The sequence below is a fragment of the Streptomyces sp. NPDC060064 genome, from assembly GCF_042736455.1.
In the GTDB taxonomy this organism is placed as follows: domain Bacteria; phylum Actinomycetota; class Actinomycetes; order Streptomycetales; family Streptomycetaceae; genus Streptomyces.
This window is the reverse complement of the sequence record NZ_JBHWWF010000015.1, coordinates 40,816-65,026: the sequence shown is the minus strand read 5'-3', so window position 1 is coordinate 65,026 and position 24,211 is coordinate 40,816. Positions and strand designations below refer to the sequence as shown.

Genomic DNA, 24,211 nt, shown 5'->3' with positions numbered 1-24,211 from the left:
AATCTCCGAAGTGGGGAGCGCTGGGATGAGCAATACAGGACGTACGGAAGACGGCCGCGGCCGGCTCGGCAATGCACTGTCGGGCCTGGCCGTGGCCGTCGGCTGTGTGCTCTTCCTCGGAGGGTTCATCTGGGGAGCCGTGGTGTACCAGCCGTACACCGTGCCGACCGACTCGATGTCGCCGACCGTCGCGGCGGGCGACCGGGTCCTGGCGCAGCGGATAGACGGCGAAGAGGTACGGCGCGGGGACATCGTGGTCTTCCGCGACAAGCAGTGGGGCGATATGCCGATGGTGAAGCGTGTCGTCGGCGTGGGTGGTGACGCGATCGCGTGCTGCGGCGACGGTGGCCGGCTGACCGTCAACGGCAAGGCGATCGAAGAACCGTATTTGCTCGCCAAGGGGCCGGCCTCGAACAGCTTTACGGCGACGGTGCCCAAGGGGCAGCTGTTCCTGCTCGGCGACGAGCGTATGGGCTCGCTGGACTCGCGCGTACACCTCCAGGACCCGGGACATGGGTCGGTGCCGCGCTCGGCGGTCACGGCCCGGCTGGACGCCATCGCCTGGCCGCTGGACGGCGGCCTGCTGGACCGGCCGCAGGGTTTCGCGGCGCTGCCGGGCGGGGTGTCGCAGCCGGGGCCGGTGAAGCTGGTGTTCGGTTCGGTGGTGATCGGCGCCCTGCTGATCGTGGGCGGGGGGGCATACGGTCCGATCGCCCGGCGGCTGTCGAAGCCGCGGCGAGGGGCCTCGGGCAGTGGCGGCAACGGACGCGGGAAAGCGACTGCCGGTGTCGGATGAGCGGCGGAAGGTCGCACGGGTGGTTCTGCTGGACCCGCAGGACCGCATTCTGCTGATGCACGGATACGAGCCCGAGGACCCGGCCGACAGCTGGTGGTTCACCCCGGGCGGCGGCCTGGAGGGCGACGAGACCCGGGAAGAGGCCGCGCTGCGCGAGCTGGCGGAGGAGACCGGGATCACAGAGGTGGAGCTGGGGCCGGTGCTGTGGCGCCGGACCTGCTCGTTCCCGTTCGACGGACGCCGCTGGGACCAGGACGAGTGGTACTTCCTGGCACGTACGACGCAGACGGCGACCGCCCCGGGAGGGCTGACGGAGCTTGAGCAGCGCAGTGTCGCGGGGCTGAGGTGGTGGACCTCCGCCGAACTGTCGGCGGCGCGTGAGACGGTGTATCCGACCAAGCTCGCCGAGCTGCTGCGTACGCTGCTCGACGAGGGTCCTCCGAGCGCGCCGGTGGTCCTGGCCCCCGAAATCGTCTAGGGGCGCGGGGGGCTGGCGCACAATAGGGGGACGCAAGGCTGAAGGGGAACATGCCATGAGCGCCGAGGACCTCGAGAAGTACGAGACCGAGATGGAGCTGAAGCTCTACCGGGAGTACCGAGATGTCGTCGGGCTGTTCAAATATGTGATCGAGACCGAGCGTCGTTTCTACCTCACCAATGATTACGAGATGCAGGTGCACTCGGTGCAGGGCGAGGTCTTCTTCGAAGTCTCGATGGCGGATGCCTGGGTCTGGGACATGTACCGACCGGCGAGGTTCGTCAAGCAGGTGCGGGTACTCACGTTCAAGGACGTGAATATTGAGGAGCTCAACAAGAGCGATCTCGAGCTTCCGGGTGGCTGAGTTATCCACAACGGGCGGGTTGTCCACCAAGATCCACTGGTGAGGATCTGACGCGTCACAGTCGGTGCCGGAGGTGGTGCCGAGATGAACGCGACGGGGGCACTGGGGCGGTACGGCGAGGAGCTGGCGGCGAGGCTGCTGGCGGAAGCCGGTATGACGGTGCTGGCGCGCAACTGGCGCTGCGGGCGGGCCGGTGAGATCGACATCGTCGCCCGGGACGGCGACGCGGTGGTCGTCTGCGAGGTCAAGACCCGCAGGGCGGGCTGCTTCGAGCATCCGATGGCCGCGGTCACGCCGAGAAAGGCGGAGCGGCTGAGGCGGCTGGCCGAGTGCTGGCTGGAGAGGCACGGCGGGCCGCCGCCCGATGGGGTCCGCATCGATCTCGTGGGAGTGGTGCTGCCCAGACGTGGTGCGCCGCTCGTCGAGCATGCGCGGGGGGTGGCCTGAGATGGGGTTCGCGCGGGCGTGTTCCGTGGCGCTGGTGGGTGTCGAGGGCGTGGTGGTCGAGGTCCAGGCGGACCTGGAGCCGGGCGTGGCTGCGTTCACGCTGGTGGGGCTGCCGGACAAGAGTCTGGTGGAGAGCCGGGACCGGGTCAGGGCGGCGGTGGTGAACTCCGGTGCGGAGTGGCCGCAGAAGAAGCTCACGGTGGGGCTCAGCCCGGCATCCGTGCCCAAGAGCGGCAGTGGATTTGATCTCGCTGTGGCTTGCGCTGTACTGGGGGCGGCGGAGCGCATCGACCCGAAGGCCATCGCCGATCTGGTGCTGATCGGGGAGCTGGGCCTGGACGGTCGTGTGCGGCCGGTGCGCGGAGTGCTGCCGGCCGTCCTCGCCGCGGCCGAGGCCGGCTACCGGCAGGTGGTCGTCCCGGAGCAGACCGCGGGGGAGGCCTCACTGGTACCGGGGGTCTCCGTGCTCGGCGTACGGAGCCTGCGACAGCTCATCGCCGTACTGACCAATGAACCGGTGCCGGAGGAGGAGCCGGCTCCTCAAGGCAGTCCGGACGCGATGCTGGCCGGGCTGATGGTGCCCGGCGCGGGGGTGGGCACCGGGCTCGCGTTGCAGCCGGTGGACGGCCCCGACCTGGCCGATGTCGCCGGGCAGCGCAAGGCACGCACGGCGTTGGAGGTCGCCGCGGCAGGCGGCCACCATCTGCTGCTGCACGGACCGCCGGGCGCCGGTAAGACGATGTTGGCGGAGCGGCTGCCCGGGGTGCTGCCACCGCTGACCCGGCGGGAGTCCCTGGAGGTCACCGCGGTGCACTCGGTGGCGGGCATTCTGCCGCCGGGTGAGCCGCTGGTACGTACGCCGCCCTATTGCGCGCCGCACCATTCGGCGACGATGCAGTCGCTCGTCGGCGGTGGCAACGGACTGCCGCGGCCCGGCGCGGTGTCGCTGGCGCACCGGGGCGTGCTGTTCCTCGACGAGACTCCCGAATTTTCCGGCAAGGCGCTGGACGCTCTTCGGCAGCCGCTCGAATCCGGGCATGTGGTGGTGGCGCGGAGCGCGGGAGTGGTGCGGCTGCCCGCCCGTTTCCTGATGGTCCTCGCGGCCAACCCATGCCCCTGCGGACGGCACACCCTGCATGGCGCGGGGTGCGAATGCCCGCCGTCGGTGATCCGCCGCTACCAGGCGCGGTTGTCCGGACCGTTGCTCGACCGCGTCGATCTGCGCGTCGGAGTCGAGCCGGTCGACCGAGGCGATCTGCTGGGCCAGGGCGGTCGCGGCGAGCCGACGGAGGCCGTTGCGGCACGGGTACGGGCCGCGAGGGAACGCACCGCGGCCCGGCTGCAGGGCACCCCGTGGACCGTCAACAGTGAGGTACCCGGCCATGAGCTGCGTACGCGCTGGCCGGTCGCGGCCGGGGCGCTGGCCGCGGCAGAGCGGGACATGGAGCGCGGCCTGCTCACGGCCCGCGGCCTGGACCGGGTGCTGCGGGTGGCGTGGACGATCGCCGACCTCGCCGGGCGGGACCGGCCGCAGGAGTACGACGTGGATCTGGCCCTGGAGCTGCGGACAGGCATTTCACGAGGCGTGCCCATGGCGGTCGGCGGAGGAAGGCAGTGATGCCGGGCTCGGGAGCGGGGGACCAGGAGCGGGTGGCGCGGGCAGCGCTGACTCGGGTGATCGAGCCGGGTGACGAGCACGGCGGGCGGTGGTTGCGCGAGATCGGGGCCAGGGAGCTCATGGCCAGGCTCACCTCGCCGGAGTACGAGGAACCGGCTCTGACCGGCGCTTCGGCGCGACGGCTGGCGGGCTACCGGATACGGGCGACGGGGGTCGAGCCCGACCGCGATCTGGCGGCGATCGCCGCGGTCGGCGGCCGCTTCATCTGCCCCGGCGACCAGGAGTGGCCCACCCAGCTCGACGACCTCGGTGACGCCAGACCCATCGGGCTCTGGGTGCGTGGCCGTTCCGACCTGCGGAAATGGGCACTCCGCTCGGTCGCAGTCGTCGGGGCCAGGGCCTGCACGCCGTACGGCGCTCATATGGCGGCCAGCCTCGGCGCGGGGCTCGCCGAGCGCGGCTGGGTCGTGGTGTCGGGTGCCGCCTTCGGGGTCGACGGCTCGGCGCACCGAGGCGCACTGGCCGCGGGCGGGGCCACCGTCGCCGTGCTCGCCTGCGGGGTCGATGTCGTCTATCCGCGCGGCCATGCCGAGTTGATCGGGCGCATCGCGGAACAGGGCCTGGTCATTGGGGAGTTGGCGCCGGGCGACCACCCGACACCCAGCAGATTCATCCTCCGTAACCGGGTGATCGCCGCGCTCACCAGGGGCACCGTCGTCGTGGAGGCCGAGTACCGCAGCGGTTCGCTGGTGACCGCGCGCAGTGCACAGAAGCTGGGCCGCTTCACGATGGGAGTCCCGGGGCCCGCCACCAGCGGGCTCTCGGCCGGCGTGCATGCACTGCTGCGGGGTGAGGGCGTGCTGGTCACCGACGCCGCCGAAGTGGCGGAGCTGGTGGGCGACATCGGAGACCTCGCTCCCGACCGCCGGGGACCCGTGCTTCCCAGGGATCTGCTGGATCCCGTCAGCGCACGGGTTCTTGAAGCGCTGCCGGCCCGTGGCGCGGTCGCCGGAGCGCAGGTGGCCCGTGGTGCGGGGACGACGGCAGACGAGACGCTCGGCAGGCTGTACGAACTGCACTCGCTGGGTTTTGTCGAACGGCACGGCGACAGCTGGCAGTTGACGCGGAGCGCGATCCGCGGCTCGAACGCGCGGCGAGGCGGTACTTGACCTGGAGCATTCGGGTGAAAAGGTGATGCCGATGACCTTTGGAGCCCTGTCGATGGCACCTGAGGGGCCGATGCGCGCGGTGTCGGCCCCGGTTCGAAGGTGTGGCCGACGGCAGATACCCGCACAGGTTCGTTCCCCCGTCCTTCGCCCACCGCGACACCGCAGTCACGCTACGCTCACCAGAATTCCGGCCCAGACGCTCGTCCCCTCCCCATCACAGCAGAACGGCTCAAGGCAACGCATGCCCCAGCACACCTCCGGGTCTGACCGCGCGGCAGTGCCCCCCGCTGCCCGTGGCACGGTGCGGCCCCCCGCTCCCTCGTCGCTCGAGGAGCTGTGGCGGTCGTACAAGGCCACGGGTGACGAGCGGCTGCGGGAGCAGTTGATCCTGCACTACTCGCCACTGGTGAAGTACGTCGCGGGCCGGGTGAGCGTGGGACTGCCGTCCAATGTTGAACAAGCGGACTTCGTCTCCTCCGGAGTATTCGGCCTCATCGACGCCATCGAGAAGTTCGATATCGACCGGTCGATCAAGTTCGAGACGTACGCCATCACCCGCATCCGCGGCGCGATGATCGACGAACTCCGCGCCCTGGACTGGATCCCGCGCTCCGTTCGGCAGAAGGCCAGGGCCGTGGAGCGCGCTTATGCCACGCTCGAGGCTCAGCTCAGGCGTACGCCCTCCGAGTGCGAGGTCGCCACCGAGATGGGCATCGCCGTCGAGGAACTCCACGCGGTTTTCAGCCAGTTGTCGCTGGCGAACGTCGTCGCGCTGGAGGAGCTGCTGCATGTCGGCGGCGAAGGCGGCGACCGGCTCAGCCTTATGGACACCCTCGAGGACACCGCCGCTGACAACCCGGTGGAGGTGGCCGAGGACCGGGAACTGCGGCGGCTGCTCGCCCGCGCCATCAACACACTGCCGGAGCGCGAAAAAACCGTCGTCACCCTCTACTACTACGAGGGCCTCACCCTCGCCGAGATCGGCAATGTCCTCGGCGTCACGGAGAGCAGAGTCAGCCAGATCCACACAAAGTCGGTTCTGCAACTCCGCGCGAAGCTGGCCGACGTCGGGCGCTGACGCGAATCTTCCCTGCCACGTCCGCAGACATCCGTAGAGTGGAGGCGTGCCCAGGATTCGAGCGGCCTCCGTGGCCGAGCACCGGACGATGCAGCGAGGCGCCCTGCTGGATGCCGCGCGCTCCCTCCTGTCCGAAGGCGGTACGGAGGCGTTGAGCTTCCCCGCCCTTGCCGAGCGCACCGGCCTGGCCAGGTCCTCCGTCTACGAGTACTTCCGCTCGCGCGCCGCGGTCGTCGAAGAGCTCTGCGCGGTCGACTTCCCCGTCTGGGCGGCGGAGGTCGAGGCCGCGATGGAGCGGGCGGACACGGCCGAGGGCAAGGTCGAGGCGTACGTGCGCCAGCAACTGGAGCTCGTCGGGGACCGCCGCCACCGGGCCGTCGTCGCGATCTCCGCCAGCGAGCTGGACGCGGGGGCGCGGGAGAAGATCCGTGCCGCGCACGGCGGGCTGATCGCCATGATCGTCGAGGCGCTCGGAGAGCTGGGCCAGGAGCAGCCCCGGCTTGCGGCGATGCTGCTGCAGGGCGTCGTGGACGCCGCGGTCCGCCGTATCGAACTCGGCGCGGCAGAGGACCCGGCGAAGATCGCCGACGCGGCCGTGTCCATGGCGCTGCGGGGCGTACGGGGCTGACTCCGCGCGGGCGGCCACTCCACGACCGCCGATGTGTCACGGCGGCCGTGACCAGGAGCAGTACCGCGTGGAACGCGTCCCCGGGCCCCGCGCCTGCAGTCCTCGCTCCCCCGGTCCCCGCGACCGCATCCCCCGCGACCGCATCCCCCGCGACCGCAGGCGCGGCATGCGCCGCCGGTGGTGCCGCTTCCAGTGCCGGGACGCCGATGACCGGGAGCAGCCGGGACGGGCTGCGGCGCAGCAGCCAGGGCGGCAGCAGGGACAGCGGATTCAGGTACTCCGTGCCGCGCAGCAGCCCCCAGTGCAGGCAGCCCGCGGCACAGTGCGACGGTCCCGGGGCGACCGTGGCCACCACCTGGCCGGCGCTCACCGCCGTGCCCTCCGGCAGGAGCGGGCGGACCGGCTCGTATGTCGTGCGCAGCGGCGGCTCACCTGTACCGGTGAGGACGATGGAGAGCACTCCGCGCCCCGCGACCAGGCCCGCGAACGAGACCCGGCCGGGTGCCGCGGCCCGTACCGGGATGTCCGGCGGCGCGGCCAGATCCACTCCGCGGTGCCCCGGCCCGTACACGGACGCCGGCGGCTCCCAGCCCCGTACGACCGCGGGGCGCGGCGGCCCCAGCGGCCAGCCCCGGTCGCGGTCGGCGGCCGGGGCCACGCCCGCGCCCACGACGAGCAGGGCCAAGGCGAGCAGCGGGACGAGCAGTCTGCGGTTCATGAGGCAATTCATGAGGCGGTTCATGAGGCGGTCCATGAGGCGGTTCATGAGGCGGTACATGGCACAGACCGTCCCGCGGATCACCGCCACCGCGCTGATCATGGTCCGGATCTGTGGAGTACTGACGGGTTGTGGACAGCGCCGTCACCCGGCACCGCCCCGGTCCCGTACACTTCTCATGGCGATCCGGGTCACCGGGTCGACTTCGCACGCCCCGCCACCACACCCTCAGCGGTCGGTGGCCGCGCTCCTCGGTCCCTTGTGGCACGGCGCGTCGGGGCGTCAGGACATAACCGAGAATCCAAGGAGATACGGCCATGGCCGTCGTCACGATGCGGGAGCTGCTGGAAAGCGGCGTCCACTTCGGTCACCAGACCCGTCGTTGGAACCCGAAGATGAAGCGATTCATCTTCACGGAGCGCAACGGCATCTACATCATCGACCTGCTCCAGTCGCTGTCGTACATCGACCGCGCCTACGAGTTCGTCAAGGAGACCGTCGCCCACGGCGGCTCCATCATGTTCGTCGGTACCAAGAAGCAGGCCCAGGAGGCCATCGCCGAGCAGGCGACGCGCGTTGGTATGCCGTACGTCAACCAGCGTTGGCTGGGCGGCATGCTCACCAACTTCTCCACCGTCTACAAGCGCCTTCAGCGTCTGAAGGAGCTCGAGCAGATCGACTTCGAGGATGTGGCCGCGTCCGGCCTCACCAAGAAGGAGCTCCTGGTCCTCTCCCGCGAGAAGGCCAAGCTGGAGAAGACCCTCGGTGGTATCCGCGAGATGCAGAAGGTGCCGAGCGCCGTCTGGATCGTCGACACCAAGAAGGAGCACATCGCCGTCGGTGAGGCGCGCAAGCTCCACATCCCGGTCGTCGCGATCCTCGACACCAACTGCGACCCCGACGAGGTCGACTACAAGATCCCGGGCAACGACGACGCGATCCGCTCCGTCACCCTGCTCACCCGCGTGATCGCCGACGCCGTCGCCGAGGGCCTCATCGCCCGTTCCGGCGTCGCCACCGGTGACTCCAAGCCGGGCGAGAAGGCCGCCGGCGAGCCCCTCGCCGAGTGGGAGCGCGACCTCCTCGAGGGCGAGAAGAAGGCCGACTCCGACGAGGCTGCCGAGGCCGAGAAGCCGGCCGAGGCTGCTGCTGAGGCCCCCGCCGCCGAGGCTGCTGCTGAGGCCCCCGCCGCCGAGGCTGCTGCTGAGGCCCCCGCCGCCGAGGCTGCTGCTGAGGCTCCGGCCGCCGAGGCCCCGGCCGCGGATGCCGAGCAGGCCTGACCTCACAGGTTCGGTAGTTGACGGCGGGGGACGGTGCCATGCACCGGCCCCCGCCGCTCACCCGTAGATCTTCGACTTTCGACTTTCGAGAGAGATTCAAGGACATGGCGAACTACACCGCCGCTGACGTCAAGAAGCTCCGTGAGCTCACCGGCGCCGGCATGATGGACTGCAAGAAGGCCCTGGACGAGGCCGACGGCAACGTCGACAAGGCCGTCGAGCTGCTCCGCGTCAAGGGCCAGAAGGGCGTCGCCAAGCGCGAGGGCCGCAGCGCGGAGAACGGCGCCGTCGTCTCCCTCATCTCCGAGGACAAGACCTCCGGCGTGCTGCTCGAGCTGAAGTGCGAGACGGACTTCGTCGCCAAGGGCGAGAAGTTCCAGGCCGTCGCCAACACGCTCGCCGCGCACGTGGCCGAGTCCTCCCCGGCCGACATCGAGGCGCTGCTCGCCTCCGAGATCGAGGCCGGCAAGACCGTCCAGGCGTACGTCGACGAGGCCAACGCCAACCTCGGCGAGAAGATCGTCCTCGATCGCTTCGCGCAGTTCTCCGGCGGCTACGTGGGTGTGTACATGCACCGCACCATGCCCGACCTCCCGCCGCAGGTCGGCGTCCTGGTCGAGCTGGACAAGGAGAACGCCGAGATCGCCAAGGACGTCGCGCAGCACATCGCCGCCTTCGCGCCGAAGTACCTCTCCCGCGACGAGGTTCCGGCCGACGTCGTCGAGAACGAGCGCCGTGTCGCCGAGGCCACCTCGCGCGAGGAGGGCAAGCCCGAGGCCGCCCTGCCGAAGATCGTCGAGGGGCGCGTCAACGGCTTCTTCAAGGAGGTCACCCTCCTCGACCAGCCGTTCGCCAAGGACAACAAGAAGTCCGTCCAGAAGGTTCTGGACGAGGCCGGTGTCACGCTGAAGCGCTTCTCGCGCATCCGCGTCGGCGCCTGAGCCGTACGCGATCGACACGGGAGCCCGCTAGGGTTTCCCACGCAGTCATCGGCCGCGCAGGCGCCGGACGACCGCAGATCTGACGAGGAGGCCATTGCCGACAGGGACACCAGCACCCACCGGCAATGGCCTTCTTCGTATGTGCACGAGGAGATCTCCATGAACAAGGGCGCGCACGCCAACCAGGCTGCCGACGACAAGAGCGACGACCAGGACGGCAAGAAGATCGGGCGCTTCATGCTGAAGCTGTCCGGTGAGGCGTTCGCCGGCGGCGGGGCGCTCGGCGTCGACCCCGACGTCGTACACGCCATGGCGCGTGAGATCGCGGCGGTCGTCCGCGACGGCGCGGAGATCGCGGTCGTCATCGGCGGCGGCAACTTCTTCCGCGGGGCCGAGCTCCAGCAGCGGGGCATGGACCGGGCCCGCTCCGACTACATGGGCATGCTCGGTACGGTGATGAACTGCCTCGCTCTCCAGGACTTCCTGGAGAAGGAGGGCATCGACTCGCGCGTCCAGACCGCCATCACCATGGGCCAGGTCGCGGAGCCGTACATCCCGCTGCGCGCCGTGCGTCACCTGGAGAAGGGCCGCGTCGTCATCTTCGGCGCCGGTATGGGCATGCCGTACTTCTCCACCGACACCACCGCCGCCCAGCGCGCCCTGGAGATCGACGCCGAGGCCCTGCTGATGGGCAAGAACGGTGTCGACGGGGTCTATGACTCCGACCCCAAGACCAACCCCGACGCGGTGAAGTTCGACGCGCTGGAGTACGGCGAGGTGCTCTCCCGCAACCTCAAGGTCGCCGACGCCACCGCCATCACGCTCTGCCGCGACAACAACCTTCCGATCCTTGTCTTCGAACTGCTCACCGCAGGCAATATCGCTCGCGCCGTCAAGGGTGAGAAGATCGGCACTCTCGTGAGCGACCAGGGCACCCGGGCCTGACTCGGGCGAGTCCCTCGAGGGATGGACAAAGCCCTGCCGGTCGGACACCGTGCAGGGGAACGCGACACAGGTTCCGCCGGCCCTGTTGCACGCCGGGCCTACTCAAGACACGCAGGAGCAAGTGGTGATCGAAGAGACCCTCCTCGAGGCCGAGGAGAAGATGGAGAAGGCCGTCCTGGTCGCCAAGGATGACTTCGCCGCGATCCGCACCGGACGTGCGCACCCGGCGATGTTCAACAAGATCGTGGCGGACTACTACGGTGCGCTGACCCCGATCAACCAGCTGGCCTCGTTCTCGGTTCCCGAGGCGCGCATGGCTGTGGTGACCCCGTTCGACAAGACCGCGCTGCGCAATATCGAGCAGGCGATCCGCGACTCCGACCTCGGCGTCAACCCGAGCAACGACGGCAATATCATCCGGGTGGTGTTCCCCGAGCTCACGCAGGACCGCCGCAAGGAGTACATCAAGGTCGCCAAGACCAAGGCCGAGGACTCCAAGATCTCGATCCGCTCCGTCCGCCGCAAGGCCAAGGAGACGATCGACAAGCTGATCAAGGACGGCGAGGTCGGCGAGGACGAGGGCCGCCGCGCGGAGAAGGAGCTCGACGACACCACCGCGAAGTACGTCGCGCAGGTGGACGAGCTGCTCAAGCACAAGGAAGCCGAGCTGCTCGAGGTCTGATGAACGACTCTTCCTGGGGGGCCCCGCCGAGAGCCGGTTACTGGGGGCCGCCCGACCAGGGGCCTGCCCCGGCGGGTCCCGCATACGATGAGCATGACGCACAGCAGACTCGGCCCATGCCCATCGTGCCGGACTTTCCCGACGCAGGTAGAGACGCCGATGACCCTAACGACGGCGACAACCGCAACGACCGCGACCGGGGGGCCGCTCGGCTGAGTGGTCCCCCGTCCCGTGACGAGATGCCGCAGGAGCCCATGCCCACCCCGCCGCCGGCGGCACCCGAGCCGTCGCAGAAGAAGCGGGCCGGCCGTGACCTACGGGCGGCCATAGGGGTAGGCGTCGGCCTCGGCGCGGTGATCGTCGCGTCGCTCTTCATCGTCAAGGCTGTGTTCATCGGCGTGATAGCGGTCGCCGTCGTGGTCGGGCTGTGGGAACTGACGTCGCGGCTCGAGGAGCGCAAGCAGATCAAGGCACCGCTGGTGCCCCTCGCGGTCGGCGGCGCGGCGATGGTTGTGGCCGGCTATGTGCGCGGTGCGGAGGGCGCATGGGTCGCCATGGCGCTCACGGCGCTCGCGGTGCTGGTCTGGCGGATGACCGAACCGCCCGAGGGTTATCTGAAAGACGTCACGGCGGGCGTCTTCGCCGCGTTCTACGTGCCTTTCCTGGCGACGTTCGTCGCGATGATGCTCACCGCGGACGACGGGCCGCAGCGGGTGCTCGCCTTCCTGGTGCTGACGGTGGTCAGCGACACGGGTGCGTACGCCGTCGGCTGGCGCTTCGGCAAACACAAGCTCGCGCCGCGCATCAGCCCCGGGAAGACTCGCGAAGGCCTGTTCGGCGCGGTGGCGTTCGCAATGGCGGCGGGCGCGCTGCTCATGCAGTTCGTGATCGACAACGGCACCTGGTGGCAGGGGTTGCTGCTGGGCTTCGCGGTAGCAGCCAGCGCCACGTTGGGTGACCTGGGCGAGTCGATGATCAAGCGAGACCTGGGCATCAAGGACATGGGCACGCTGCTGCCCGGCCACGGCGGCATCATGGACCGGCTCGACTCGTTGCTGCCAACGGCTCCGGTCGTCTGGCTGCTGATGGTGATCTTCGTAGGTGGCGGCTGACCTGCGCGTTCGTATGTGAGGCGTTGATGAGGGGTTCGTTGTCCACCGGGCGGCGGGCCCCTCTTCGTATCCCTGCTGCACTGGTAGGACCATGCCCAAGCCCGGAGGACTGGCAGTGCTCCCACACCAGCACGCTTTCTACTCGTCGCAGCGACCGGGCCGCCGGCCAACGCTGCGGTAGCAACCATGCCCAACGGTGCCGTTCGCGCCAGGCCCGGGGGCCTCTGGCCGAGCATGGTGAGCAGGAGGAGGACGCGAGCGGGGGCAGGAGCACCACCCTTGAGGACGAAACTAATCGCGCTCGGCGGCGCCGCGCTCATCGCGACGCTGCCGTTCGCCACCGGAACCGCCTCTGCCTCGCCCACCTGCCGGGCCGGTTCGGTGTGCACGTGGTCTCAGAATGACTTCCACGGCACGAAGCGCACCAGCGGCCTGAACCCCTCGCCGGGCTGCAACCCCTGGGGCGGCAAGACCGTTTCCAACCAGACCAAGAGGACGATCCGGGTGTACAGCGACGTCTCGTGCTACGGCAAGCACGTCGACATCAAGTCCAAGCACTGGGGGCAAACCAAGCCGGGGGCGACAATCAAGTCCATCGCGGTCCTGGGGCCGTGATCTCCGGCTAGGAATTGCTCAGGACCCGCAGAAACGGGGACACGGTCCCGGCCGTCGCATTACGGCCCGGGGCCGTGTACCCGGCACGTCAGGGGCATGAGCGGGCTCACGACTTCGACCCCTTAGCAGGTGCTCTTGAATCGCAGGACTCGGCGGCTTCTCGGAACAGATGGCGTTGACGAGGGGGTCACGTGGTGGCCAGCAGCAGGTCCTCTCCGCTTGACGGGCGGAGGCCGTCGGTGCGATCGGCGAAGTAGCGCTCGGTGAGCAAAGCCCCCGACACGTGGTGGGCGTCCTTGAAGCCGGTTTCACGGGCCAGTGACAGCATCTCCTGCGGGGTGTAGAAGCTGATGAACGGTGTTCCGGATGCTCGCGCGCCTTTCCCACTCGCCTGGAGGCCGGGGCGATCGGCGTCATCGACAAGTTCGGTCGGCAGCAGGAACGTCATGGCGAGCGTCGAGCCGGGGGCGAGCGCGGCGATCTGGCGCAGGGTGGCGACGGTGGCGTCTTTGGTGAGGTACATGGTGACGCCGGTGGAGACGATGACCGCCGGTTGGCCGGGATCGAAGCCGGTGGCGGCCAGTTGTTCCCACCAGGGCGTGTTCGCCTCGAAGTCGACCGGCACCAGGTGTAGCCATTCCGGGAGGCCGTAGCCGAGTTCGACCAGGCGGTGGCGCTTCCAGGCTTGGGGGCCGGGCTGGTCGACCTCGAAGATTTGCAGGCGGGAGGCTATCTCTGGCTTGCGCTGGGCGAAGGTGTCCAGACCGGCTCCCAGGACGACGTACTGGGTGACGCCGCGGTCGGCCTGCTTGGCGATCAGGTCCTCGATGAAACGAGCGCGGGCCACGATGGCCGCCCGGAACCCGCTGGTGGCGTGCGGGTCCATGTCCGGGCGGTCGCGCCAGTCATCGCCGGGGGCCGCCAATTGCAGGCCGATCTCGTCCTCGACTACGTGCGGGGGCGGATCGGCCTGGACGTGCATCGCCCGCCAGAGGGCGGTCCGTACCGCGGTGCTGTCCGGCGCCTCGATCTGCTCGTCTGCCATGGTGTTCCCCTTCGCCGTGGTCAGTTCTTGGCGGGAGCTTGGAGGCTCCACAGACGCCCGTCGGGGTCGCGGACCGTCATCTCCTTGGTCCCGTAATGGGTGTTCTCGAACGGCGTGACCACCTCGACGGCCGGATCGGGACTGAACGCGTCTGCGTCAGGCACCTTCAGGACGATCCGCGTCTGGGGCTCTTGGTCCTCGGGGACCTCGGCGATGAACACGTAGGGACCGTCGCCGTTGCGGAGCTGGCCGGAGTTGTGGTCCGTCGCGAACTCCAGCTCGTAGCCCAGCGTCTGGAAGAACTTCGCCGCCTTACCCCAGTTGTGAGTCGTCAGGAAAACGGCCTCGATTCCTTCGGTCGCCATGTCAGGTCTCCTGTTCAGTCGATTCCGGTTTGGGCCCATGGGAGTCGTCGAGGTAGGCGCGCAGCGCATCAGCGACCAACGCCGACAAAGACATGCCCGACTCGATAGCGCGGTACTTGACCTGCTTGATCAGCCCGATCGGCAGGTACACGTTGAACTGCTTGACTTCTTCATCACCCACAAGCCGATGCTAGCATTCTAGCAAGCTAGAACACCATGCGCCGATACGGCGAACCAAACCCGAGCCGGTTCAGGACGTCGGTGTCGACTTGTTCGTCCAGCGCGGTGCTGGGTGCTTGCGGGTCAAGCGCCGGGGCATCACGGTGATGAGCGCCCAGTTCAGGTGGGCTTCGGAGTGCTGGGGCAGCCGCTCGTGGTCGCGTGCGTTGCGACGGGCGTTCATGCACCAGCCGATCGTGCGCTCGACTTTCCAGCGGCGGGGCAGGACGACGAAGCCTTTGGCGCCCTTCGGCCTGGAGACGATGCGCAAGGTGAGCCAGAGGAGTTCGCGTGCCCAGTCCACGAGTTCGCCGGCGTAGCCGCGGTCGGCCCAGATCCGTGTGATCTGCGGCTGGGCGAGGCGGAGGCGCCAGAACGCGTCGCGGGCGGCGTCGCGGTCCTGGACGTCGGCGGGCGTCACCGTGATCATCACGGGCGGGCCGAGTGCGGCGACCGCGAATGTCGTTTGCGGCCATTGATCATTTTGGCCGCGTTGTAGCCGCGGCTGTTCCTGCCGACGGTGGAGGCGGCCTTGACCGACTGGGAGTCGACGGTCAGGGTCACGGGGTGGGGGCAGCGGCTTTGTCGGTACGGATCCGACGGCGGAGCTGGTCGCGGATGTAGGTGACCACCACGGCCCGGTTCGAACCGGCTGCTCGTCGAGGGTGAACTCGCCGTTGTCGAGGGCGCCTTCGAGCCAGTCCGCCGCGCAGTGGGCACAGGTCCAGGCTCGCGGGCTGCGGTACGCGATGAGTCAGCTCGACGCGCTGCATCACCGGGAGTTCGAGCACGCGATACGGGACTTGATGAAGCGGGACGGCTGCGCGGACGCGGTGCAGGCCGGCGGCGGGGGCGACAACGGAGCGGATGTGAAGGCCACCGACCCTTTCGGGCGTCGCTGGGTGATCCAGTGCAAGCACCGCCGCAACGGCCTGGCCGACTCACCAGTGGGCGCCCCGGACCTTCAGGTCCTCAACGGCACAGCGCTCGTGCTTGAGGGAGCGTCCACCCGTGGTCAGTTCCGGGCAGCCGGGGAGAGAACAAGGGGGCGGGGCATGGGGGGCATGGGGGCGCCTCCAATCGGCGGAGGGGCATGGCGGTGATCACGGCTTCCAGCGACTCGCGGTACTAGCAGCGGACCAGTGTGCCGGTCTCCCGGGTGAGGTGGTTGCTGGCCATCCAGCCTTCGGTGTCCGTGCCCTCGATACGGGCGTAGACCCACTTGTTGCCAAGGGCATTTGTGACGTAGCAGTGGTACCAAATCTTCACGCCGGACTTAACCAGGGTCACGTAGGAACAATCCCGGTACGGCCCGGTGAAGAGGTGGTAGTCGTCGACCAGGTAGCCGTAGCCGTTGCTGCGGTTCTGGTGGCTCCAGCCGCTGCAACCCGTCGACACCGGGGTGGGCTCCTTCACCGTAGAACTGGGCTTGGTCTCCGGAGAGGCGGGCGGGTCCGCGGCCGGCTCGTGACCGTCGTTGCCGGGCGTCGTGGTGGGACCTGTCTCTCTGTCCTCGTCCTCGTGAGTGTCCGGCTCCTCCGAGGTCGGCGGCTTCGAGGACGCGCCAGGAGAACCGGCGGACGACGGAGTGCTGCCCCCAGTCGGCTGGTGGCTACCCGCCGGGGAACTGACCTGCGCGCCGTTCGTGGTCGTGCGGCCCTGTTGGGCAGTCAGGGCGTAGGTGATTCCGCCGCCTGCGGCGAGGAGCAGGATGGCGGCTGCTGACGCGGTGAGGGTGCGGCCGCGGCGCCGTGCGCGACGGGTTGCGGAGCGGCTCGTTTCGGGAGCGGGGACTCCGGCGTGGCCCGCGACCGGCGCGGCGGGCTGCGGAAGCGTCGACGGCAGGTTGGGCTGCGCGTAGCCGGCGTGCGGAGGCTGAGGCTGCGAGGTGGGCTGGGGGAACAGCGGGGGGCCGAACCCCGGGGGCGGTTCGACGGTGGCCGCAGCCCCGGGATCCACCGTGGGAGTGGGGGTGGGAGTGGGAGCGGGAGTCGGGGCGGCGGATGCGAGGTGCACCGTCTGGCCCGAGGCGACGCGCTCCAGCATGCCGCGGGCGTGGTCTGCGGTGGGCCGGTCCTCCGGTTCCTTCGCCATCAGCGCCTGGAGCACCGGCGTGAGTGGTCCCGCCCGGCGGGGCTCCGGCAGTGGATCGGTGACGATGGCCGACAACGTGGACCACGCGGAATTGCGACGGAACGGCGGAGTGCCCTCCACTGCCGCGTACAGCGTCATGCCGAGCGACCAGATGTCCGACGCGGGACCGGGCTCCCTGCCCTGCGCGCGCTCCGGCGGCAAATAGTCGAGGGAACCGACGAGTTGACCGCTGCGGGTCAGCTTGGCCATGGCGTCGTCGCCGGAGGCTTCCATGCTGGCGATGCCGAAATCGGTGAGCACGACCCTCCCGCCGTCCTCCAGCAGCACGTTCGCGGGCTTGACGTCCCGATGCAGTACGCCGGCCCGGTGCGCGGCGCCGAGCGCGTCCATCAGCTTGGCGCCGATCGCCGCAGCCTCGTGCGGCTCCAGTGTGCCGCGCTCCATCAGCACGTCGTCGAGCGAGGGCCCGTCGACGAGTTCCATGACGATGACGGGCAGGCCCTGCTCCTCGGTCACGTCGTGCACGGTGACCACGCCGCTGTGCCGGATGCGCGCGGCGGCCTGCGCCTCCCGCTGCATCCGGGTCCGCAGGTCGGCCAGTTCGGCTGCGGAGGCGTCGGTGAAGGCTCGCAGGACCTTGACGGCGACCTCTCGGTTCAGGAGTTCGTCCACCGCCCGGGCGACCACTCCCATGCCGCCGCGTCCGACTATGGAGGTCACCCGGTAACGCCCCCCGAGGACCTTCCCTATCAGCTCTCCGCCATTCGCGTCCCCCGTCGTCACCGCACGCTCCGTTCCATCGCTGTTCGTCATCCATCAATCGGCGGCCTCAAGCGTAGAGGCAGGAGCGGGGCGGAAGTTCGGCGGCCGGACGCAGCGATGCCGCGTGCGTCTTGGCATCAGCCTCTCGTCGCGACATCGGCGAAGGCCACGCAGGTGGGACTACGTGCGGACCGCCACGGAGCAGGAGGGGCTTGCTGGGCTTTGCCGCCACCCGGCGCTCTCTCTTCACAGGAGCATCCACACCGAGAACGCCCCATTCGTACGCTTCTCCGATGGCACCGAGCCTCCGTTGTCCCAGGCCATCAGGACCGGTGATCTGATCTTCACCTCCGGACAGGGGCCACTCGACCCCGTTACGCACGAGATACCGACCGACTTCGATGCCCAGGTTCGGCAGGTTCTGCTCAACCTGGTCGCGGTCTTCGTCGCAGCCGGCAGCAGCAAGGACCTGATCGTCAAGTGCACCTGCTATCTCAGTGACCGTAGGCACTTCGCCGCCTTCAACCGCGTGTACGGGGAGTTCTTCGCGGACTGCTCTCCGCTGCCCGCCCGGACCACGGTCGTCACGCAGCTCGTGCGCGATGGCGTGCTCGTCGAGATCGACGGCGTTGCTGCAGTCACCCCGGCGGGACGGTAAACGGCCGTGCAGGCCAGGCGCCTTCACGGTTGAGGGTCCGCTTCATGGTCAGTCGGCGTTGTACTCGTGTGGTCGGCCGCCCTGCCACTCCACCCATCGCGGATCGTCCAGCGCATCCCAGGCGTCGGGCAGGCCCGCGCGGCGCAGGAACTCGACCAGGTCGGCGTCGCTGTGGGCGAGGCCCGCGATCTGGCCGCGGATGGTCACCCGCCGACCGCCGTTCCCGGCCGCCCGGTGCACAACGATCGGCGCACTGCTCATGCCTCCGGGCCGAGACGGTTCGCGGTTCACAGCACACCTAGGTCCGTGTCAGGTCGGCAGTACGGGCACGCCGTGATGCCGTCTTCTGCAAGCGCGCGGAGCGCCTGCTCCCGGGTCAGCTGCTTCGTGGGTTCGCCGGCCATGCGGCAGTCGCTCGTGTGGACCGCGTCCGGGCTGGGTTTGCCGCCTGCTCGCAGCATCGACAGCTTCCACTCCGGCTCGGGCGGCGGCATTGTGCGCGCCGTACGCGCGGCGGCTGCCTCCTGGCGCTCCAGCTCCGCGATGGATTCGTCAGTGCGGCGCAGCTGCCATACGAGCCACTGGCGGACGCTGCGCAGGCGCTCCAGGCGAGGCACTTCTTCGGACACGTGTTCGAGTCTAGGCCCCCGGGGAGCTCGATTCGGCAGAGAGGCCGCAGCGGGGGAGAGGTTCGCCATGCCCTCGCCGGCGACCCCAGCGGTATCGCTCGCGCTCCCCATTAACGTGCTGGCCAGCCAGAACGCGCTCCGGGCTGGGCCGTCTGTGGGCCGTCCGAGGGTGCCCGGCAGTGACCGACAACGACCGTCAATGCCCACCCCGGGCGTCAACGGCCGCAGGTCACGAGATTCCGTCTGCGACACTGGATGAACCATGCCCAAGCCCGGAGAACTCACTTTCGTCGCGCCCCGCGGAGCCAAGAAGCCCCCGCGGCATCTCGCCGACCTCACGCCCGCCGAGCGCAAGGACGCCGTCGCCGCGATCGGCGAGAAGCCGTTCCGCGCCAAGCAGCTCTCGCAGCACTACTTCGCGCGGTACGCCCACGACCCGGCCCAGTGGACCGACATCCCCGCCGCCGCGCGCGAGAAGCTCGCCTCGGAGCTGCTGCCCGACCTGATGTCCGTCGTACGGCATATCTCGTGCGACGACGACACCACCCGCAAGACCCTGTGGCGGCTGCACGACGGCACGCTCGTCGAGTCCGTGCTGATGCGCTACCCGGACCGGGTGACGATGTGCATCTCGTCGCAGGCCGGCTGCGGGATGAACTGCCCCTTCTGCGCGACCGGTCAGGCCGGTCTCGACCGGAATCTGTCGACCGCCGAGATCGTGCACCAGATCGTCGACGGCATGCGCGCCCTGCGCGACGGCGAGGTGCCGGGCGGACCGGCGCGGCTGTCCAACATCGTCTTCATGGGGATGGGGGAGCCGCTCGCCAACTACAAGCGGGTCGTCGGCTCCATCCGCCGGCTCACCGACCCCGAGCCGGACGGCCTCGGTCTTTCGCAGCGCGGGATCACCGTCTCCACCGTCGGCCTGGTGCCCGCGATGCATCGCTTCGCCGACGAGGGCTTCAAGTGCCGTCTCGCCGTCTCGCTGCACGCGCCGGACGACGAGCTGCGCGACACCCTGGTCCCGGTCAATACGCGCTGGAAGGTCCGGGAGGTGCTGGACGCCGCCTGGGAGTACGCCGAGAAGTCGGGCCGCCGGATCTCCATCGAGTACGCGCTCATCCGCGATATCAACGACCAGGCGTGGCGGGGCGACCTGCTGGGCCGACTGCTCAAGGGCAAGCGGGTCCATGTCAATCTGATCCCGCTCAACCCGACACCGGGATCGAAGTGGACGGCTTCGCGGCCCGAGGACGAGAAGGCCTTTGTGGAGGCCATCGCGGCGCACGGGGTGCCGGTCACCGTCCGGGACACCCGTGGCCAGGAGATCGACGGAGCGTGCGGACAGCTGGCCGCTTCGGAGCGTTAGCGCCCGTGTAACCTGGCTTGAAACATCTACATATTCCGACAGGGGAGCGCCACAGCGCTGAGAGTGCGACGCGGGCTTGGTAAATCAAGCCCAGTGGTCGCAGACCCTCTGAACCTTGCCCAGGTCATTCTGGGTAGGAAGTTCGGACATTACTCACAAGCTGTTGCGCCCTGCCCGGATTCCTTTCGAGGGAGCCGGGCAGGGCCGCGTCTCTTCCTGGTCAACTCCAGGAGGAATTTCAGTGAGCACCACCAAGAAGATCACGGTCACCGCGCTGGCCGCGGCGCTCGGTGTCACCACGCTCGCGGCCTGCGGCGGCGAGTCGAAGGACTCGTCGGCCTCGGACGGCGGCTCGAAGCCGAAGACCGTGACGCTCGTCAGCCACGACTCGTTCGTCGCCTCCGCCTCCGTGCTGAAGGAGTTCACCAAGGAGACCGGCTACACGGTCAAGGTGCTCAAGAGCGGCGACGCGGGCGCGGCCCTCAACAAGGAGATCCTCACCAAGGGCTCCCCGCAGGGCGACGTCTTCTTCGGCGTCGACAACACCCTGCTCTCGCGTGCTCTCGACAACGGCCTGTTCACGCCGTACGAGGCAAAGGGCCTGAGCCAGGTGAACGACGAGGCGCAGCTGGACAAGGACAAGCACCGGGTCACGCCCGTCGACACCGGCGACATCTGCGTCAACTATGACAAGAAGTACTTCGCCGACAAGAAGCTGGCGCCGCCGCAGTCCTTCGACGACCTGGCCAAGCCCGCGTACAAGAACCTCCTGGTGACGGAGAACGTCGCGACTTCCTCGCCCGGCCTCGGCTTCCTCCTCGGCTCGGTCGGCAAGTACGGCGAGGACGGCTGGCAGGACTACTGGAAGAAGCTGAAGGAGAACGGCGTCAAGGTCGTCGACGGCTGGGAGCAGGCGTACAACGAGGAGTTCTCCGGCTCCGCGGGCGGTAAGAAGGCCAAGGCCGACCGGCCGCTCGTGGTCTCGTACGCCTCCAGTCCGCCGGCCGAGGTGCTCTTCTCCAAGCCGCAGCCGACCGAGGCGCCCACCGGGGTCGCGACCGGAACCTGCTTCCGCCAGACCGAGTTCGCGGGCCTGCTCAAGGGCGCGAAGAACGAGGCGGGCGGCAAGGCCCTGCTGGACTTCCTGGTCTCCAAGAAGTTCCAGGAGGACATGCCGCTGAACATGTTCGTCAACCCGGTGATCAAGGACGCGAAGCTGCCCGAGGTGTTCACCAAGTTCGGCGCGGTGGCCGTCAAGCCCCAGACCGTCGCTCCCGACACGATTGCCAAGAACCGTGAGCAGTGGGTCCAGTCATGGTCCTCGCTCGTACTGAAGTAACGAAGTCCGTCCGCGGGAGTGCGGCGCGGCTCGGGCTGATGGCCGGGCCCGCCGTGTTCTTCGCGGTCTTCTTCGCCTATCCGGTCGTCGCGATCGTCGGCCGGGGCCTCGAGATCGACGGGGTCTGGCAGTTCGGGCGGATCGGTGAGGTGCTGAGCCGCCCCGACATCCTGCGGGTGCTGTGGTTCACCACGTGGCAGGCGCTCGCCTCCACAGCGCTCACACTGCTGATAGCCCTGCCCGGCGCGTATGTCTTCGCCCGTTTCGACTTTCCCGGAAAGCGACTGCTACGGGCGGTGGTCACCGTTCCGTTCGTGCTGCCGACCGTCGTCGTCGGGACGGCGTTCCTGGCGCTGCTCGGGCGCGGCGGGCTGCTCGACGAGTTGTGGAGCGTACGGCTGGACACGACGGTGTGGGCGATTCTGCTCGCGCACGTCTTCTTCAACTACGCGGTGGTCGTACGGACCGTGGGCGGTCTGTGGTCGCAGCTCGACCCGCGCCAGGAGGAGGCCGCCCGGGTACTGGGCGCCGGGCGGTTCGCGGCCTGGCGGAGGGTGACGCTGCCGGCCCTCGGTCCCGCCGTGGCCGCCGCCGCGCTGATGGTCTTCCTCTTCACCTTCACCTCCTTCGGTGTCGTACAGATCCTCGGCGGACCGACGTTCTCCACGGTCGAGGTGGAGATTTATCGACAAACTGCTCAGCTGCTGGATCTGTCCACGGCAGCCGTACTGACGCTGGTGCAGTTCGCCGCGGTGGGCGCGGTCCTCGCCGTACACGCGTGGACGGTACGGCGGCGGGAGACCGCGCTGAAACTGGTGGACCCGGCACGGACCGCGCGGCGACCACGCGGCCCCGGACAGTGGGCGCTGCTCGGCGGGGTGCTGACCACGATTCTGCTGCTGGTCCTGGCGCCGCTCGCGGTGCTGGTCGAGCGTTCCCTCGACGGGCCCGGCGGCTACGGCTTCGACTACTACCGCGCGCTGACCGCGATGGACGCGAGCGGAGGAGCCTTCCTCGTACCGCCGATCGACGCGGTGTGGAACTCCCTGCGGTACGCCCTGGTCGCGACCGCCATCGCGCTGGTCGTCGGCGGTCTCGCGGCGGCGGCGCTGACCCGGAAGGCCGGTCGGCTGCTGCGCGGCTTCGACGCGCTGCTCATGCTGCCGCTCGGCGTCTCCGCCGTGACCGTCGGCTTCGGCTTCCTCATCACCCTCGACAAGCCGCCACTTGATCTGCGGGCGTCCTGGATTCTGGTGCCGCTCGCGCAGGCCCTGGTCGGCGTCCCCTTCGTCGTACGGATGATGCTGCCGGTCCTGCGAGCGGTGGACGGGCGGCTGCGCGAGGCGGCGGCGGTGCTGGGCGCCTCGCCGCTGCGGGTGTGGCGGGAGGTCGATCTGCCGCTGGTGCGGCGGGCGCTGCTCATCGCCGCAGGATTCGCCTTCGCCATCTCGCTCGGCGAGTTCGGCGCGACGGTCTTCATCGCCAGGCCCGACAATCCGACGCTGCCGGTGGCCGTGGCGCGGCTCCTCGGCCGGCCCGGCGAGCTCAACTACGGGCAGGCGATGGCGCTGAGCACCATCCTGATGGTGGTGTGTGCGGTGGCGCTGCTGGTGCTCGAACGAATCCGTACCGACCGATCGTCCGGGGAGTTCTGATGACTTTGCTGCGACTGGAGGACGTGACCGTACGGTTCGGGGCGCGCGCGGCGCTCGATGCGGTGGATCTGGAGGTCGCCGAGCACGAGATCGTCTGTGTGCTGGGGCCGAGCGGCAGTGGAAAGTCCACGCTGCTGAGGATCGTCGCCGGACTGCAAGCAGCCGACGGCGGGCGGGTGTTGCTGTCCGGCGCGGACCAGGCCGGCGTTCCGGTGCACCGGCGCGGGGTGGGCCTGATGTTCCAGGACCATCAGCTCTTCCCGCAGCGCGACGTCGGCGGCAATGTCGCCTTCGGGCTGCGGATGCACGGCACAGGACGGGACGAACAGGCCCGCCGCGTCGGCGAGTTGCTGGAGCTGGTGGGGCTGCCGGCGGCGCAGCGGCGGGCCGTGGCCTCGCTGTCCGGCGGCGAGCAGCAGCGGGTGGCGCTGGCCAGGGCGCTGGCGCCGCAGCCCCGGCTGCTGATGCTGGACGAGCCGCTCGGCCAGCTGGACCGAGGGCTGCGGGAGCGGCTGGTCGTCGAACTGCGCGGGCTGTTCGGGCGGTTGGGTACGACGGTGCTCGCCGTCACTCATGACCAGGGCGAGGCCTTCGCGCTCGCCGACCGTGTCGTCGTCATGCGGGACGGCAGGATCGCCCAGGCGGGCACGCCGCTCGAAGTCTGGCAGCGGCCCGCGTCCGAGTTTGTCGCGCGCTTCCTCGGCTTCGACAACGTCGTCGCGGCGACGGTGAGCGGCGCGGCCGCGGACACCCCGTGGGGCAAGGTGCCGGTGCCGGAGGACGCGCCGCAGGGCGCCCGTCAGGTGCTGGTGCGACCGGCGGGCGTCCGGCTTGTCCCGCCGGCAGAGGGGCTGCGCTGCACGGTGGAGGCGCGTACGTTCCGGGGCAGCCACGTCGCCGTACAGCTGCGACCCGACGACGGGCCGCCGCTGGAGGCGGAGTGCTCCTTGCGGGATGCGCCGGAGGAGGGCGCGACCGTGGGAGTCGTCTTCGCCGCCGAGGACGTGGTGGTGCTGGCCCCGGCCGGCTGACTCGGTCGCCGCTGCCCTGAACGCTGCCGGCCTTGCCGCTCGCCCGGACCGTGCCCGCCCGCTGGTCCCTGAGCATCGCTTCCGGACCGCCCACGACGTTCGTGTCGACCGTCGTGGCGTCGGGATCGGGCGCCTGGCCCTCGGCCGAACAGCGCGGCGATGCGGTGGACGGCG

The 24,211-nt window shown here is 69.4% G+C and carries 27 protein-coding genes, 2 pseudogenes and 1 riboswitch; of the genes and pseudogenes, 20 read left to right on the top strand and 9 right to left on the bottom strand.

What is annotated here, in order from left to right; genetic code table 11:
• The first annotated feature begins 25 nt into the window (after positions 1 to 25).
• From lepB to ACFWDI_RS19270, 8 genes are all read left to right on the top strand, one after another.
• The gene (lepB, locus tag ACFWDI_RS19305; RefSeq protein ID WP_385305442.1) at positions 26 to 796 is read left to right on the top strand and encodes a signal peptidase I; all 771 of its coding nucleotides are present in this window, start codon (positions 26 to 28) and stop codon (positions 794 to 796) included.
• On the top strand, positions 786 to 1,274 hold the full coding sequence (locus ACFWDI_RS19300) for an NUDIX hydrolase (RefSeq protein ID WP_362687596.1): 489 nt from the start codon (positions 786 to 788) through the stop codon (positions 1,272 to 1,274). The genes lepB and ACFWDI_RS19300 overlap by 11 nt, the downstream gene beginning before the upstream one ends.
• Positions 1,275 to 1,329: 55 nt before the next feature.
• Entirely contained in the window at positions 1,330 to 1,638 is a 309-nt protein-coding gene (locus tag ACFWDI_RS19295) for a DUF2469 domain-containing protein (protein WP_003965949.1), read from the top strand.
• 84 nt (positions 1,639 to 1,722) lie between these two features.
• On the top strand, positions 1,723 to 2,085 hold the full coding sequence (locus ACFWDI_RS19290; RefSeq protein WP_327326351.1) for a YraN family protein: 363 nt from the start codon (positions 1,723 to 1,725) through the stop codon (positions 2,083 to 2,085).
• A 1-nt stretch (position 2,086) separates the two neighbouring features.
• Positions 2,087 to 3,703, top strand: coding sequence for a YifB family Mg chelatase-like AAA ATPase (locus tag ACFWDI_RS19285; RefSeq protein ID WP_385305439.1), 1,617 nt, complete (start codon positions 2,087 to 2,089; stop codon positions 3,701 to 3,703).
• Entirely contained in the window at positions 3,703 to 4,872 is a 1,170-nt protein-coding gene (gene dprA, locus ACFWDI_RS19280) for a DNA-processing protein DprA (RefSeq protein WP_385305437.1), read from the top strand. The genes ACFWDI_RS19285 and dprA overlap by 1 nt, the downstream gene beginning before the upstream one ends.
• Before the next feature lie 241 nt (positions 4,873 to 5,113).
• Positions 5,114 to 5,950: an RNA polymerase sigma factor WhiG gene (whiG, locus tag ACFWDI_RS19275; RefSeq protein WP_326652901.1), complete on the top strand. Its 837-nt coding sequence runs from the start codon at positions 5,114 to 5,116 to the stop codon at positions 5,948 to 5,950.
• Between the two features lie 70 nt (positions 5,951 to 6,020).
• Positions 6,021 to 6,578, top strand: a complete 558-nt coding sequence (locus tag ACFWDI_RS19270; RefSeq protein ID WP_385305586.1) for a TetR/AcrR family transcriptional regulator — start codon at positions 6,021 to 6,023, stop codon at positions 6,576 to 6,578.
• A gap of 325 nt (positions 6,579 to 6,903) precedes the next feature.
• Here the strand turns inward: ACFWDI_RS19270 and ACFWDI_RS19265 are convergent.
• A pseudogene (locus ACFWDI_RS19265) lies at positions 6,904 to 7,296 on the bottom strand (peptidoglycan DD-metalloendopeptidase family protein); the annotation flags it as partial.
• Between the two features lie 317 nt (positions 7,297 to 7,613).
• On the opposite strand from ACFWDI_RS19265, the gene rpsB reads away from it, so the two are divergent.
• The 6 genes from rpsB to ACFWDI_RS19235 all read left to right on the top strand — a co-directional run bounded on the left by rpsB (position 7,614) and on the right by ACFWDI_RS19235 (position 12,871).
• Positions 7,614 to 8,576, top strand: a complete 963-nt coding sequence (gene rpsB / locus ACFWDI_RS19260) for a 30S ribosomal protein S2 (protein WP_385305435.1) — start codon at positions 7,614 to 7,616, stop codon at positions 8,574 to 8,576.
• A 104-nt stretch (positions 8,577 to 8,680) separates the two neighbouring features.
• Positions 8,681 to 9,517: a translation elongation factor Ts gene (gene tsf / locus ACFWDI_RS19255; protein ID WP_327326355.1), complete on the top strand. Its 837-nt coding sequence runs from the start codon at positions 8,681 to 8,683 to the stop codon at positions 9,515 to 9,517.
• Positions 9,518 to 9,676: 159 nt separating this feature from the next.
• Complete coding sequence (gene pyrH / locus ACFWDI_RS19250; protein WP_327328512.1) at positions 9,677 to 10,462, top strand: UMP kinase; 786 nt, start codon at positions 9,677 to 9,679, stop codon at positions 10,460 to 10,462.
• A 124-nt stretch (positions 10,463 to 10,586) separates the two neighbouring features.
• Entirely contained in the window at positions 10,587 to 11,144 is a 558-nt protein-coding gene (gene frr / locus ACFWDI_RS19245) for a ribosome recycling factor (RefSeq protein ID WP_326652908.1), read from the top strand.
• On the top strand, positions 11,144 to 12,256 hold the full coding sequence (locus ACFWDI_RS19240; RefSeq protein WP_385305433.1) for a phosphatidate cytidylyltransferase: 1,113 nt from the start codon (positions 11,144 to 11,146) through the stop codon (positions 12,254 to 12,256). Before frr ends, ACFWDI_RS19240 begins: the two co-directional genes overlap by 1 nt.
• Before the next feature lie 279 nt (positions 12,257 to 12,535).
• Entirely contained in the window at positions 12,536 to 12,871 is a 336-nt protein-coding gene (locus ACFWDI_RS19235) for a peptidase inhibitor family I36 protein (RefSeq protein ID WP_385305431.1), read from the top strand.
• A 187-nt stretch (positions 12,872 to 13,058) separates the two neighbouring features.
• On the opposite strand, the gene ACFWDI_RS19230 is transcribed toward ACFWDI_RS19235, so the two are convergent.
• The 5 genes from ACFWDI_RS19230 to ACFWDI_RS19210 all read right to left on the bottom strand — a co-directional run bounded on the left by ACFWDI_RS19230 (position 13,059) and on the right by ACFWDI_RS19210 (position 15,064).
• Positions 13,059 to 13,916, bottom strand: coding sequence for a class I SAM-dependent methyltransferase (locus ACFWDI_RS19230; RefSeq protein ID WP_385305429.1), 858 nt, complete (start codon positions 13,914 to 13,916; stop codon positions 13,059 to 13,061).
• A 20-nt stretch (positions 13,917 to 13,936) separates the two neighbouring features.
• Entirely contained in the window at positions 13,937 to 14,281 is a 345-nt protein-coding gene (locus ACFWDI_RS19225) for a VOC family protein (RefSeq protein ID WP_385305427.1), read from the bottom strand.
• Between the two features lies 1 nt (position 14,282).
• Complete coding sequence (locus tag ACFWDI_RS19220; RefSeq protein ID WP_385305426.1) at positions 14,283 to 14,462, bottom strand: CopG family transcriptional regulator; 180 nt, start codon at positions 14,460 to 14,462, stop codon at positions 14,283 to 14,285.
• Positions 14,463 to 14,531: 69 nt separating this feature from the next.
• Complete coding sequence (locus tag ACFWDI_RS19215) at positions 14,532 to 14,921, bottom strand: transposase (RefSeq protein ID WP_385305424.1); 390 nt, start codon at positions 14,919 to 14,921, stop codon at positions 14,532 to 14,534.
• 8 nt (positions 14,922 to 14,929) lie between these two features.
• Positions 14,930 to 15,064 carry a hypothetical protein gene (locus ACFWDI_RS19210; RefSeq protein ID WP_385305422.1) on the bottom strand — a complete coding sequence of 45 codons (135 nt, stop codon included), beginning with the start codon at positions 15,062 to 15,064 and terminating at the stop codon, positions 14,930 to 14,932.
• Positions 15,065 to 15,207: 143 nt separating this feature from the next.
• On the opposite strand from ACFWDI_RS19210, the pseudogene ACFWDI_RS19205 reads away from it, so the two are divergent.
• Positions 15,208 to 15,483: pseudogene (locus ACFWDI_RS19205) on the top strand (restriction endonuclease); the annotation flags it as partial.
• 145 nt (positions 15,484 to 15,628) lie between these two features.
• Here the strand turns inward: ACFWDI_RS19205 and ACFWDI_RS19200 are convergent.
• Positions 15,629 to 17,407, bottom strand: coding sequence for a serine/threonine-protein kinase (locus tag ACFWDI_RS19200; protein ID WP_385305420.1), 1,779 nt, complete (start codon positions 17,405 to 17,407; stop codon positions 15,629 to 15,631).
• Positions 17,408 to 17,666: 259 nt separating this feature from the next.
• Here ACFWDI_RS19200 and ACFWDI_RS19195 point away from each other — a divergent pair, with 259 nt between their 5' ends.
• Positions 17,667 to 18,014, top strand: a complete 348-nt coding sequence (locus ACFWDI_RS19195; protein WP_385305418.1) for a RidA family protein — start codon at positions 17,667 to 17,669, stop codon at positions 18,012 to 18,014.
• Between the two features lie 48 nt (positions 18,015 to 18,062).
• Here ACFWDI_RS19195 and ACFWDI_RS19190 read toward each other — a convergent pair whose 3' ends face one another.
• Positions 18,063 to 18,275 carry a hypothetical protein gene (locus ACFWDI_RS19190; protein WP_385305417.1) on the bottom strand — a complete coding sequence of 71 codons (213 nt, stop codon included), beginning with the start codon at positions 18,273 to 18,275 and terminating at the stop codon, positions 18,063 to 18,065.
• Between the two features lie 26 nt (positions 18,276 to 18,301).
• Positions 18,302 to 18,643, bottom strand: a complete 342-nt coding sequence (locus ACFWDI_RS19185) for a DUF6233 domain-containing protein (protein WP_385305415.1) — start codon at positions 18,641 to 18,643, stop codon at positions 18,302 to 18,304.
• A gap of 262 nt (positions 18,644 to 18,905) precedes the next feature.
• On the opposite strand from ACFWDI_RS19185, the gene rlmN reads away from it, so the two are divergent.
• The 4 genes from rlmN to ACFWDI_RS19165 all read left to right on the top strand — a co-directional run bounded on the left by rlmN (position 18,906) and on the right by ACFWDI_RS19165 (position 24,037).
• Entirely contained in the window at positions 18,906 to 20,012 is a 1,107-nt protein-coding gene (rlmN, locus tag ACFWDI_RS19180) for a 23S rRNA (adenine(2503)-C(2))-methyltransferase RlmN (RefSeq protein ID WP_327326360.1), read from the top strand.
• Positions 20,013 to 20,042: 30 nt separating this feature from the next.
• Positions 20,043 to 20,170: riboswitch (TPP riboswitch) on the top strand.
• A gap of 83 nt (positions 20,171 to 20,253) precedes the next feature.
• Positions 20,254 to 21,351, top strand: coding sequence for a thiamine ABC transporter substrate binding subunit (locus tag ACFWDI_RS19175; protein ID WP_385305413.1), 1,098 nt, complete (start codon positions 20,254 to 20,256; stop codon positions 21,349 to 21,351).
• A complete protein-coding gene (locus tag ACFWDI_RS19170) occupies positions 21,327 to 23,006 on the top strand; it encodes an ABC transporter permease (protein ID WP_385305411.1) in 1,680 nt (559 codons plus the stop codon). Before ACFWDI_RS19175 ends, ACFWDI_RS19170 begins: the two co-directional genes overlap by 25 nt.
• A complete protein-coding gene (locus tag ACFWDI_RS19165) occupies positions 23,006 to 24,037 on the top strand; it encodes an ABC transporter ATP-binding protein (RefSeq protein ID WP_385305409.1) in 1,032 nt (343 codons plus the stop codon). Before ACFWDI_RS19170 ends, ACFWDI_RS19165 begins: the two co-directional genes overlap by 1 nt.
• Positions 24,038 to 24,211 lie beyond the last annotated feature (174 nt).

Coding starts and splice junctions, on each gene's coding strand:
- lepB (WP_385305442.1), top strand. CDS start 26: ATGAGCAATACAGGACGTACGGAAGACGGCCGCGGCCGGCTCGGCAAT.
- ACFWDI_RS19295 (WP_003965949.1), top strand. CDS start 1,330: ATGAGCGCCGAGGACCTCGAGAAGTACGAGACCGAGATGGAGCTGAAG.
- ACFWDI_RS19290 (WP_327326351.1), top strand. CDS start 1,723: ATGAACGCGACGGGGGCACTGGGGCGGTACGGCGAGGAGCTGGCGGCG.
- ACFWDI_RS19285 (WP_385305439.1), top strand. CDS start 2,087: ATGGGGTTCGCGCGGGCGTGTTCCGTGGCGCTGGTGGGTGTCGAGGGC.
- dprA (WP_385305437.1), top strand. CDS start 3,703: ATGCCGGGCTCGGGAGCGGGGGACCAGGAGCGGGTGGCGCGGGCAGCG.
- whiG (WP_326652901.1), top strand. CDS start 5,114: ATGCCCCAGCACACCTCCGGGTCTGACCGCGCGGCAGTGCCCCCCGCT.
- rpsB (WP_385305435.1), top strand. CDS start 7,614: ATGGCCGTCGTCACGATGCGGGAGCTGCTGGAAAGCGGCGTCCACTTC.
- tsf (WP_327326355.1), top strand. CDS start 8,681: ATGGCGAACTACACCGCCGCTGACGTCAAGAAGCTCCGTGAGCTCACC.
- pyrH (WP_327328512.1), top strand. CDS start 9,677: ATGAACAAGGGCGCGCACGCCAACCAGGCTGCCGACGACAAGAGCGAC.
- ACFWDI_RS19240 (WP_385305433.1), top strand. CDS start 11,144: ATGAACGACTCTTCCTGGGGGGCCCCGCCGAGAGCCGGTTACTGGGGG.
- ACFWDI_RS19230 (WP_385305429.1), bottom strand. CDS start 13,916: ATGGCAGACGAGCAGATCGAGGCGCCGGACAGCACCGCGGTACGGACC.
- ACFWDI_RS19225 (WP_385305427.1), bottom strand. CDS start 14,281: ATGGCGACCGAAGGAATCGAGGCCGTTTTCCTGACGACTCACAACTGG.
- ACFWDI_RS19200 (WP_385305420.1), bottom strand. CDS start 17,407: ATGACGAACAGCGATGGAACGGAGCGTGCGGTGACGACGGGGGACGCG.
- ACFWDI_RS19190 (WP_385305417.1), bottom strand. CDS start 18,275: ATGAGCAGTGCGCCGATCGTTGTGCACCGGGCGGCCGGGAACGGCGGT.
- rlmN (WP_327326360.1), top strand. CDS start 18,906: ATGCCCAAGCCCGGAGAACTCACTTTCGTCGCGCCCCGCGGAGCCAAG.
- ACFWDI_RS19170 (WP_385305411.1), top strand. CDS start 21,327: ATGGTCCTCGCTCGTACTGAAGTAACGAAGTCCGTCCGCGGGAGTGCG.
- ACFWDI_RS19165 (WP_385305409.1), top strand. CDS start 23,006: ATGACTTTGCTGCGACTGGAGGACGTGACCGTACGGTTCGGGGCGCGC.